General features: G+C 67.7%; 5 protein-coding genes. All 5 read right to left on the reverse strand.

Annotated features, from left to right (window positions below; all coding sequences use genetic code 11):
* Positions 1-81: 81 nt before the first annotated feature.
* The 5 genes from J7520_RS17520 to mrcB all read right to left on the reverse strand — a co-directional run bounded on the left by J7520_RS17520 (position 82) and on the right by mrcB (position 11,586).
* Complete coding sequence (locus J7520_RS17520; protein WP_291191143.1) at positions 82-3,018, reverse strand: S8 family serine peptidase; 2,937 nt, start codon at positions 3,016-3,018, stop codon at positions 82-84.
* Positions 3,019-3,337: 319 nt separating this feature from the next.
* On the reverse strand, positions 3,338-6,355 hold the full coding sequence (locus J7520_RS17525) for a S8 family serine peptidase (protein ID WP_291191147.1): 3,018 nt from the start codon (positions 6,353-6,355) through the stop codon (positions 3,338-3,340).
* A 246-nt stretch (positions 6,356-6,601) separates the two neighbouring features.
* A complete protein-coding gene (locus tag J7520_RS17530; protein WP_291191150.1) occupies positions 6,602-8,545 on the reverse strand; it encodes an ATP-dependent DNA helicase in 1,944 nt (647 codons plus the stop codon).
* Positions 8,546-8,766: 221 nt separating this feature from the next.
* Positions 8,767-9,282: a tetratricopeptide repeat protein gene (locus J7520_RS17535; RefSeq protein WP_291191153.1), complete on the reverse strand. Its 516-nt coding sequence runs from the start codon at positions 9,280-9,282 to the stop codon at positions 8,767-8,769.
* Between the two features lie 42 nt (positions 9,283-9,324).
* The gene (gene mrcB, locus J7520_RS17540) at positions 9,325-11,586 is read right to left on the reverse strand and encodes a penicillin-binding protein 1B (protein WP_291191156.1); all 2,262 of its coding nucleotides are present in this window, start codon (positions 11,584-11,586) and stop codon (positions 9,325-9,327) included.
* Positions 11,587-11,682: the final 96 nt, after the last annotated feature.

Raw genomic sequence — 11,682 nt, forward strand, 5'->3', positions numbered from 1 at the left:
GCCCATCGGGCGGCGCTTTTTCTTCTACTGGACCGGCACCTTCGGACTCCGAACAGAGTCCGAAGGCCGTATCAGCTCGGCCTACGGGTTCTGCGTGATGTGGATGTCGTCGTAGTAGATCGCGCTCGCGCCGTTCGCGTAGAGATCGATCGAGCCGATGTTCAGGCTTCCCGGCACGTCCTGATTCGGGAACTGCTGCGTCCACGATCCCGAATAGAGCTGGGCACCGTTGTAGTAGAACGTCTGCAGGTCGTTGTCGAGATCGACGTCGAGCTTGATGTCCACCCACTGGCCGGTCACGTACGAAGCACTGCCCGGATTCGCCGCGCCGTCTTCGTTCGCCAGGGTTCCGGTGGCGCTGTCGAAGTACACCTGCGTCGACCAGCTGATGATGCTGGTGTCGGTGTCGGAGTACACGTTCTCGAAGATGAAGTACGACTTGCCGGAGAACGTCGCCGGAATGTACTGCTTCGCGGTGATCGTGTACGAACCGCTGGTGTAGCCCGTGAACTCGTGGATCAGGTCGCTTCCTTCCTTGATCTCGATCGAGTTCGGCGCGCTGACGCTCTGCGTGGTGACCACGGTCGCGCCGGCGGCCGCGTCGTTCGCCCAGCCCTTCCAGCCGCCCTGGCCGTGCACGTTGTTGCCGGCCGTGTAGCTGTCCCAGTTCTCGGAGAATCCGGCCGAGCCGGACGAGCCGTCGAAACCGTCCTTGAAGATCTCGTCGTCGGGCTGCGGGTTGCCGCTGCCCTTGACCGCGACGTACATGTGCGCGTCGGGCGCCAGGCCGTTGGCTTCGGTGAACACGACTTCGGCGAACGTGATGTTGCTGAGCGTGGTGGTCGGCGTCGCCGTGACCGTGATCGCCTGCGTGTCGGTCAGGGTGCCGTCGAACGAGAACGAAGGCGTGTCGACCGAGACGTCGAGGCCGTCGGGCGCGTTGACCGTCACCGTCCAGCTCGACGGCTGGCCGAGCGTGTTGCGCAGCGTACGCGTCCAGTCGCACGAATCGGTGCAGCTCATGTTGCGCATGCTCGCCACATTCAGCGTCTTCGGATCGCCCGAAGAGGCCGGATCGGCGGCGAGGTAGTTGGCGAAGGTCTCGTCGAGCACGAAGCCGGCCTTCGCGACCTTGGTCATGTCGATGCGGCCGCCGCCGACGTCGTCCGGATCCCACGGCGTGGTCGTGTCTTCCTTGTGGCCGTCGGTGAATGCGGTCAGCATCATCGCCGACTTCACTTCCGACGGCGTCCAGTTCGGCTGCAGCGCGCGCACCAGCGCACCGGCGCCGGCCAGATGCGGCGAGGACATCGAAGTGCCGCTCATGTAGCCGTACTGGCCGGCCGTGCCGGTGTCCATCGCGGCGTAGATGCTGACGCCGGGGCCGGTGATGTCCGGCTTGGTCTGCGTGACGAGACGGCTCGGACCGCGCAGGCTGAAGTCGCCGAGCACGTCGCCCTGGACGATGCCGGGCGTGAACGTGGTGGTGACGGCGGTCGGCGCGCTCGAGTTGATGAACGAGGCGATCGCCTGGCCGTCGGTCTGCGGGATGCCGTAGGTCGGCAGCGTGGCCGAACCGACGATCGGGCTGAGGCGGCCGGCCGCGTTGTTGTAGATGATCGCGACGACCGCGCCGGCGGCCTGCGCGTTGTTGGCCTTTTCCTCGAACGTGCAGTCGCCGCGGCTGATCAGGGCGATCGCGCCGGTGAACGTGCCGGCCGGAATGCCGCCGGTGGAGGTGCAACCGGTGTTGTTGGTGGTGTAGTTGCGAATCGGCAGATCACCCGCGGGTCCCGTGTCCGAACCCGAGCCCGGATCCAGCACGATGTTCTGCAACTGCGCCGGCGGCGTGCCGGGGCCGGTGACCGACAGCATGCCCGTCGCAGCGGGGTTGCGGTTGTGGGTCGAAGCGGCCACCGTGGTGACCCACGGGCCGAGGTGGTTGACCTGGCCGACCGGATCGGGCGTCTCCGCACGCGTGTTGCCGGCGGAAGCGGCGACGAAGATGTCCGCATCGACCGCGTCGAGGAAGGTGCGATCGCCGTCGTTCCACGGATCGTCGCCGCCGGAGATCGAGAAGTTGATGACGTCGACGCCGTCGGCGATCGCGTTCTCCATGCCGGCCAGAATCCAGGTACCGGCGCAGTTGGTGGTCGCGCAGACCTTGTAGGTGCGCACGCTGGCGCACGGCGCGACGCCGGACATGAACGGCGCATCCGTCGGCAGCGCCGGCGGCGGAACGGCGGAGGTGGTCAACGTGTTGCCGGCCGCCGTGCTGGCGGTATGCACGCCGTGGCCGTTGCCGGCGTTCGCTTCGGGGTTGGTGCCGGTACAGACGCCGCCGCTGCTGGTCGAGCAGTCGGCCGAACTCACCAGCTTGGGATTGCCCGCGTTGAAGCCGCAGGCGGCATCGTTGGCGAACGAGGGATGAGCGGCGTTGCCGCCGGTGTCGATCACGCCGACGACCACGCCCTGGCCTCGCGTGCCGGTTCCGCCGGGAACGTTGCTGCCGTCCCAGATCGAAGGTGCACCGATGAATTCCGGACCGCGGAAGGTGTCGACGCGCTCGTCGCGCGCACGCACCACCTTGCTCACGCCGGGAAGAGCGGCGATGGTGCGCGCCTCGCTCATCGTCAGATCCAGACCGACGCCGTTCATCGTGATCGCGTAACTGTGCGTCGGCGTCAGCTCGCGGCCGAGCGCGCCCGCGATCGCCGCCATGTGCGTGTCGCGCTGAGTGGAGAGATAGGCCTTGTAGGCGACCGCCGCCGGCGAATTCGCGGCGAGCTTGCGCGTTCCCAGAGACGACGGTGCAGTCGCGGCGAGCCCGTTGGCTTCGCCCTTGTAATGCAGCAAGCCGCTTTCGACGAAGCTGACGATGTAGGGCCGACGAACCGACGTGGCCTGTTCGCTAGTGGCGACCTTGTCGAAGGTCGCGGCGTGGATCGGCATCACCGCGCCGGCCAGCGCGAAGCCGATCGATGCAGCCAGTGTTTTGATGTGCAGCGACTTCCCCATCTCGATTCTCCAGTTCAGCAGCAGCCAAAAAACCCGGAACACCGCGCCGTTTCGGCGCGGTGTTCGCGGACGTGACGAAGCTAAAGACCCAGGACGCTCACGGCGGGTTATAGCACTGGCTCGAATATGCCGCCAACCGGTGGCAGTACGCGGGCGAATGGTCACGCATGGGCCACCGCGCATGGCGCGCCGCAGCAAATCTTCCCCGTCGCTGCCCTGGAAGCAGGGAATGACGCTCTTCGAACGGTTTGTCCGAAAAAGAAAAAGCCGGCGTGGAAATCCACGCCGGCTCGTCAAAGGACGACTCTGAATCGAACGCTTACTGCAGGTGGATCGGCTGTCCTGCCGCGGACGTGCCGTGGCCGCGGATGATCCAGTTGAATGTGAATCCGGACACGGCGGCGCTGGTCTTTTGCAGGTTCAGCGTCGCAAGGTTTGGATCGCCGGCGGTGATGATGTTGATGCCGCTGATCCACGAGCGCTGCGCGTCCGGTCCCATATCCGCGCTGGCCGGATAATGGCCTTGACGACCGCGGTTGACGATGCCGATCAGAACGTCGCCCGGGCCGTTCAGCGTAATGCCGGGGCTCGGAATCGTGACCGACTGCATGTCGTCGAGCACGGTCACCGCCGCGCCTTCGACCTTGCCGACCAAGGTCGCGCCATTGGCCGGATTGGTGTCGTTGTCTTGGAAGACGTAATAGTCGAAGGTCTCGCCCATCACGGCGCCGTCGGAGCCGCTGCTGGTCTGACTGCCGAAGATCGTCTCCAGCGAGGTCAGCGTGATCGGATAGCTTGCCGGGTCCGGCGTGAAGCGATTGAGCCAGAGGAACTGCAGCGGCGGATTGGAAGTCGCGCTACCGAGCAGGTTGAAGCCGCCGCTGCTGAAGGTGTCGACCTGCAGGTCGACAGCGTTGCCGGCATCCACCGTTCCCTTCACCGCCGCCGTGATGTGCTGGCTCGGAGACTGGCCGTTCGCCTCGACCAGGTCGACCTGACCGAACGAGATCACCGGCAGGGCGGCAGTGAGGTTCGCGGTGATGGTCAGCTCCTTCGTCTCGCCCGGAGCCAGCGTGAAGCTCGACGGCGACACCGTCAGGCCGAAGCCGTTGCCGGTCGCGGTCGCGTTCCAACTGCCCGAGGTCGCCAGCCGGTTCTTGACCGTACGCGTCCAGGTGCAGGTCGTCTGGCAATTCGAATTGCGCACGGACGGGATGTTGAGGTCCTTCACCGCCACCGTGCCGCCGCTCGGATTCGCGTCGACGAAGCGCTGATAGGTCTCGTCCAGCGTCAGGCCCACCTTCGCCGCCTTGGTCAGATCGACGCGACCGCTGCCGACCTGATCGGGCGTCCACTGCGTCGTGCCGTCTTCCTGGAAGCCGGCCTGGAACGAGGTCGTCATCAGCGCCGACTTCACTTCCGCCACGGTCCAGTCCGGATGGATCTCGCGAACCAGCGTCGCCGCGCCCGCCACGTGCGGGCTGGCCATCGACGTGCCGCCCATGAACAGGTAGCTGTTGTCGGCTGCGCGGCCGGCAGCGTAGATGTTCACGCCGGGAGCGGTGATGTCCGGCTTGGTGACGTCGGCCGCGGCGCCGGAGGTCGGTCCGCGGAAGCTGAAGGAGCCGAGCACGTCGCCCTGCACCGTGACCAGCGAAGCGCCCTTGACGAAATCGCCGACCGTACCGCTGGCGACCACGTCCTCGAAGCCGTTGGCGAAGACCACGTCCGGGTCGACCGGCGCGCCGTTGTTGGCGTTGACGAAGGCGATCAGCGCATCGGAGGTCGCCAGGTCGTTGATCTTGAACGACGGCAACGTCGAACCGGTCGTGTCGATGCCCTGCGCGTCGTTCTTGTTGTTGGCGATGACGACCATGACCGCACCGGCGCCGGCCGCGTTGTTGATCTTCTCGGAGAAGTTGCAGGCCTCGGTCGCCGGCGGCGTCGCGCCGCGACGGATCACCGCGATCGCGCCCTGGAAGTAGTTCGCCGGGAATCCGCCGGTCGCCGTACAGCCGGCGATGTTGGTCGGATAGGTGCGGAACGGATAGCCGGTCAGGTCGTCGACCTGATCCATGTTGGTGGTGGTGCCCTTGGTGCCGCCGAAGCTCTGCAGCAGCGGCGGCACGGTGCCGGGGCCGGTCACCTTGAACGTGCCCTGGCCGATGGTCTGGTCCTGCGTCGAGGCGGCCACCGTCAGCATCCACGGACCCACGTGCGACACGCGGCCGACCGGGCTGGTGCAGTTCGCGCGCGTGTTGCCGGCCGAGGCGGCGATGAACACGTCGGCGTCGATCGCGTCGAGGAAGTCGCGGTCGTCGTCGTTCCACGGCGAGCCGCCGCCACAGGTCGGTCCGATCGAGAAGTTGGCGACGTCGAGACCGTCGGTGACGATCGCCTCGATCGCGGCGCTGATCGCCGAGCCCGGCAGACTGCCGGAGGCGTTGGAGACGCGATAGGAGTACACCGTCGCGCACGGCGCCACGCCGGACATCGTCACGCCGTCCGGCAGATCAGGCGGCGGTGTCGCGGTGTTGTCGAGGGTGTTGCCTGCCGCGGTGCTGGCGGTGTGCACGCCGTGGCTGAAGCCTTCGTCCGCGCCCGCCGGTGCCTCGGGGTTCGGGCCGGTGCAATGTCCCGCCGAGCTCGTGTTGCAGTCGAATGCGTACAGCTTCTTGTCGGTCGCATTGAAGCCGCAGGTCTCGTCGTTGGCGAACGACGGATGCTGGCTGTTCGCACCCATGTCGATGATGCCGACCTTGATGCCCTTGCCCATCACGCCGACGCCGCCGGGCACGTTGCTGCCGTCCCAGATCGTGTTCGCGCCGATGAACTTCGGGCCGCGGAACGTATCGGGCGAGTAGAGCTTGACCGGCTTGACCGAGACCACGCCCGGCGTCGCGGCGACCGCGGCCAGTTCGTTAGGGCTCAGGCTCACGGCGATGCCGTTGCGGATCACGCCGTAGGTGTGGGTGATGTCGAGCGGGCGTCCCAGTCGATTCTCGATCTCGGTGACGTGCGCCGTGCGCTGCGCGTCGAGATAGGAGGCGTACGCCTTGGCCGCCGGCGACTGCGCGTCGAGCTTGCGCACGCCGAGCTTCTTCGGCGCGGTGGCGCTGAGTTCCTGCGCGCCGTTCCTCGCGCCGCCTTCGTAGCGGAGCAGGCCCGACTCGGCGAACGTGACGATGTACTGGCCGATGCTGCTCACTTCCGCCGTGGTCGAAACCGCAGCTTCCAGGCTGGGCTGCGCCGCCGTCACCGACGACGACAAGCCGATGCCCATCAACGCCACGCCGACGGCCGAGGCCAGCGCATTTACGTGAACCAACTTCTTCATCTCGATTGCTCTCCGACGCGGAACGCGACAAAACGGAGCCACAGCGACGTCCCTGCTTCGTCGCGCAGCTGTAAATGAACCAAAGTGGAAACCCAGGAGGCTTTGGTGCAGTGGTTGTAACACTCCGGCTCGGGCGCCGAAATGTGCAGAAAGTCCCACATTCAATCCGATTCGGAGCGACTTCGTCACGCTGCTCTGCAACGACGAATGCCGTACGCGGACGTATGTTCTTTTTCGTACGATGACTTACGTCACCGATGAACTTTTTGTCACGAAGAACGCTGAGGCATCGGCCAGCGAGCGCGTGCGCGGCAGCGGCGGCAGGCTGGACAGGAAGATGCGCCCGTAGCCGCGCGAGGTCAGGCGCGGATCGCACAGCATCAGCACGCCGCGATCGTGCACGTCGCGGATCAGCCGGCCGGCGCCCTGCTTCAGCGCGATCACCGCAGCCGGGATCTGCCAGTCGGCGAACGGATTGCCGCCGGCCTCGCGCAGCGCGTCGAGGCGCGCGACCAGCACCGGATCGTCCGGCGCGGCGAACGGCAGCTTGTCGATGACGACCAGGCTGAGCGCCTCGCCGGCGACGTCGACGCCTTCCCAGAAGCTCGCCGCGCCGAGCAGCACGCCGTTGCCGGATGCGCGGAATTCGGTGAGCAGGCGATGTCGCGGCGCGGTGCCCTGCACGAACAGCGGAAATCCCACGCGCAGCGGCAGCAGCTCCGCCGCGCGGCGGAGCGCGCGATGCGAGGTGAACAGCAGGAACGCGCGGCCGCGCGAGGCTTCGAGCATCGGCACCGCGGCGTCGACGACGCGATCGACGTAGTCCGCCGCGCTCGGATCCGGCAGCCCCTGCGGCAGATAGGCCAGCGCCTGGCGCGCGTAGTCGAACGGACTGTCGAGGTTCAAGGTGACCGGATCGTCGAGCCCGAGCTGGCGCGCGAAATGGTCGAAGCGGCCGGCGACCGACAGCGTCGCCGAGGTGAAGATCCACGCGGCGCGGCTCTGCTCGCGCAGCTCGCGCAGCGGCGCGGCGAGGTCGAGCGGCGTGGCGTGGAAGGCGAAACCGTGCGTCGACAGCTCGTACCAATGCACCGCGTCGCGCGTGCCGCCGTCGGTCAGGTGGGTGAGCTTGGCCGCGTGCTCCGCCGCACGCTCGGCGAGGCTGGCGAGGCCGCGGCTGCGTTCGGCGTGCTTGCCGACGACCTCGTTGAATTCGTTCAATGCGCTGCGCAGCGTCTCCAGCTCGCGCTCGACCTCGACGTCGCGTTCGATCAGGGTGAACGCGCCCTTGGCCGGGAAGCGGTCGAGCGCGAGCCGCAGTCGCTTGATCGTCGCGTTCAAGGCGTCGATCGGCGCCTGCAGCGAAGCGAACGCGCCGCTGACGTTCGCGCATTCGGCCACCGCGTCGCCGCCGAGTTCGGTCAGCTGGCGCGCCGACAAGGTGGTCGAGAAGAACTGGCCGGCCAGCTCCGGAATCTGATGTGCCTCGTCCAGGATGAACGCGTGCGCGCCGGGCAGGATCTCGCCGAAGCCTTCCTGCTTGATCGCCAGGTCCGCGAACAGCAAGTGGTGGTTGACGACGACGAGATCGGCCTCCTGCGCCGCGCGCCGCGCCTTGACCACGAAGCAGTCGCCGAACAGCGGACATTCGGCGCCGAGGCAGTTCTCGGTCGTCGAGGTCACGCGCGGCCACAGCGGCGAGTCTTCCGCCACCTCGGCAAGTTCCGCGCGATCGCCGGACGCGGTGCGCGTCGACCAGACGTGGATCGCCTGCAACTGGGCGACCTGCTCGCGGCTGGCGAAGCGCCCTTCCTGACGCGCCTGGTCGAGCCGGTGCAGGCACAGATAGTTCGCGCGTCCCTTCAGCAACGCCGCCGACAGACGCGCACCGAGCACGCTGCGCACCTGCGGCAGGTCGCGATGGAACAGCTGGTCCTGCAAGGTCTTGGTGCCGGTGGAAACGATCACGCGCCGCCCCGACGTCAGCGCAGGCACCAGGTAGGCGAAGGTCTTGCCAGTCCCGGTGCCGGCCTCGGCGACGAGCATCTGCCGCTCGTCGATCGCCTCCTCCACCGCCGCCGCCATCGACTGCTGCGAAGCACGCGGCGCGAAGCCGGGCACTTCGCGCGCGAACGGGCCTTCGGGGCCGAGCAGATCGGCCGCGCTAGTGGCGGGTTGCGTGTCGATCATCAGCGGAAAAGAGCTTTGGACGCGGATCGACGCGGATGAACGCGGGGCGAGTGCTTGAGTTCAGGAACATCTTGATTCGCGATGGTTCGCGGCCTGCGTCGACGGGAAGAAAAGGCTTTGACGCGGATTGGACGGATGAAAACGGATAAAGCGTGTGCATCAGAAAAATCGCTTGATCCGTGTCGATCCGCGCTGATCCGCGTCCCGCTTTTCCCCGAGCGTCACATCCGCAGACGCGGCGCCACGCGGCATTCCTTCAGGCGCTGCTTGGCCTGCGCCACCGTGGCCGCGTCGTTCAGCGCGGTGCGCGCCTCGACCACGGTCTGCCAGTTGCGCGCGCACAGGCTGCCGACTTTCGGGCCGAGCGTGAAGCTCTTGATCGCGGTCTGCTCGGCCGGCAGCCAGTTGCCGCGCGCGATCTCGAGCTCGGCGACATACTGCAGGATGTCCGGCGCATCCGGCGCCAGCTTCAACGCGGAATTCGCCGCGGCGATCGCGCCGGCGTAGTCCCTGGCCGCCTCCGCCGTGTGCGCCTTGGCGAGGAAACCGTCGATGGCCGGATCGCGCAGCGGCTGCACCTGCACCGCCGAATCGAGCCCCTCGCCGGCGGCGCGGATCGCCTTGACCGCGGCGACCGGATCGACCGTCACCGTCGGCTTGACCTCCGGCGCCGGCGGCGGTTGCGCGCAACCGGACAACACCACGGCGATCGAAAAACCGATGTTGCGAAGCTTCATGTTCATTCGTCGCTACCGAAAACCAACCCCGATTCTCGCACGTCAGCCGCCGTCGCCGCCGAAGAACTGCTTGAGCTGGTCGAGCGGGCAATGCTCCTCGTCGGTCGGCGCGTAGCCGCTGGCGAACGGCAGCTCGCGCGCGCCCGAGCAGGCCGAGTCGGAACGCTTGCCTTCGGCGCTGACCCAGACCCGCTCGATGCCGTCCTGCGGCACCGACAGCGGCGCGGTCGGCAGGCGCTTCATCAATTCGATCCAGATGCGCAAGGCGCCGGTCGAGCCCATCAGCCGCGTCGGCTTGTTGTCGTCGCGGCCGACCCAGGCGACCGCCAGCGTGCTGCCGGTGAAGCCGGCGAACCAGGAGTCGCGCTGCGTGTCGCTGGTGCCGGTCTTGCCGGCCGCACGCAGATTGCCCAGGCCCGCCTCGGTGATCGAGCGCGCCGTGCCGCTGACCGCGACCTGCTGCATCGCGTAGATGACCAGGCGCGTCGCGGTGGTGTAGTCGCCGCCGCCCGGCTTGACCGCGTAGCGCGTCAGCGGCCGACCCTGCGCGTCGAGCACGCCGCGCAGCGCGCGCAGCGGGATCGCGTGGCCATCGGCGGCGAGGTATTGGTACAGCCGCGCCACGTCGAACGGGCTCAGCTCGACCGCGCCGAGCAGGAGCGAAGGATTGGGATTGATCTCGCGGCCGAGCCCGAAGGATTGCAGGAATCCGCGCACGCGGTCGACGCCGACGCGCAGGCCGAGGTGTACGGTCGCCAGGTTGAAGCTGCGCACCAGCGCGTCGATCAGCAGCACCTGGCCGTGCGTCTGGCGGTCGTCGTTCTGCGGCTGCCAGCGCTGCCCGTTCGGCTGCGCCATGTCGACGGTGGTGTCGTCGACCGGTGTCGCCAGCGAGTAGCGCTGCGGTTGCGCCAGCGCGACCAGGTTGACGAACGGCTTCACCAGCGAGCCGATCGGCCGCAGCGCGTCGAGCGCGCGGTTGAAGCCGGGCTCGTCGACGTTGCGGCTGCCGATCATCGCCTGCACCTCGCCGTCGCGCGCGCCGGTGACGACGACGGCCGACTCGACCGAGTCGCCACGCTGTCCGAGCCCGGTCAGCGCCTTGTCGACCGCATCCTCGGCCATCGCCTGCGCCGACGGCGCCAGCGTGGTGTGGATGGCGAGCCCGGCGCTGTTCAGTTCGGTGTCGGGGTAGTCCTGCTTGAGCTGGCGGCGGACCAGATCGAGGAAAGCCGGATAGCGATCGCGCGGCAGCGTCGCCTGCGCCGCCGTGCCGATCGGCTGCTTGACCGCCGCCGCGTAGCTCGCCTCGTCGAGCAGGCCGGTGCTGCGGAACATGCCGAGCACCAGATTTCGCCGCGCCAGCGCGCGCTCGGGATTGCGGCGCGGGTCGTACAGGCTTGGGCCCTGCACCATGCCGACCAGCAGCGCGATGTCGGCCGCCTGCAACGTGCGCACGTCGCGGCCGAAGTAGAACTCGCTCGCCGCGGCGAAGCCATGCACGGCCTGACCGCCCTGCTGGCCGAGGAAGATCTCGTTGACATAGGCCTCGAGGATCGCCCGCTTGTCGTAGCGCGCCTCGATCAGCAGCGACAGCAGCGCCTCGTTGAGCTTGCGCATCAACGTCTGGCTGCGGTCGAGGAACAGGTTCTTGACCAGCTGCTGGGTCAGGGTCGAACCGCCCTGCACGACGCGTCCGGCGATCAGGTTGGCCCAGGCCGCGCGCAGGATCGCGCCGAGGTCGATGCCGTGGTGATGCTTGAAGTCGCGATCCTCGACCGCCTGCAGGCCGCCGAGCAGCAACGGCGGAATCTCGCCGAGCTGCACCACGCGCCGGTCCTCCTGCTGCGTGCCGTACAGCGTCGCGATGCGCGCCGGCTCCAGCCGCACGCTGGCCAGCGCCGCGCCGCTGTCGGCGTCGACCAGTTCGCCGACGCGACCGCCGGCCAGGGTGACCGCGATGCGCTTCTCGCGCTCGCGTCCGTCGAGATAGATGAACGCGCGCCGCGCGATCGTCCAGCGCGCGCCGTCGCGATGGAAGGTGCCGGGCGTGCGCGCCACCGCGTCGTCGAGATAGCGCGCCGCCTCCAGCTCGAGCGCGAGCGCCTCCGCGCTCAGCGGCAACCCCGGTGCGAGCTGCAGCGATCGTGCGTAGACGCGGCTCGGATATTCCCACGACAAGTCGTCGAAGCGGCTGCGCACTTCGCGGTCGAGATAGAACGTGTACGGAACCAGGAACCCGATCGCGAAACCGAGACCGATCCAGAACGGAATCCGCAACAGACGCCAGAGCGTGCGCAACACGTTCAGAAAACCCGCGGGAAAAGACGGTGGCTCATTTCGCTACGGCGGCACACTAGACGGAACGGAAGGCGGAATTCGGGCGATCCGGAGCCGGAT

The sequence above is a fragment of the Dokdonella sp. genome, assembly GCF_017744955.1.
In the GTDB taxonomy this organism is placed as follows: domain Bacteria; phylum Pseudomonadota; class Gammaproteobacteria; order Xanthomonadales; family Rhodanobacteraceae; genus Dokdonella_A.

Coding starts and splice junctions, on each gene's coding strand:
- J7520_RS17520 (WP_291191143.1), bottom strand. CDS start 3,018: ATGGGGAAGTCGCTGCACATCAAAACACTGGCTGCATCGATCGGCTTC.
- J7520_RS17525 (WP_291191147.1), bottom strand. CDS start 6,355: ATGAAGAAGTTGGTTCACGTAAATGCGCTGGCCTCGGCCGTCGGCGTG.
- J7520_RS17530 (WP_291191150.1), bottom strand. CDS start 8,545: ATGATCGACACGCAACCCGCCACTAGCGCGGCCGATCTGCTCGGCCCC.
- J7520_RS17535 (WP_291191153.1), bottom strand. CDS start 9,282: ATGAAGCTTCGCAACATCGGTTTTTCGATCGCCGTGGTGTTGTCCGGT.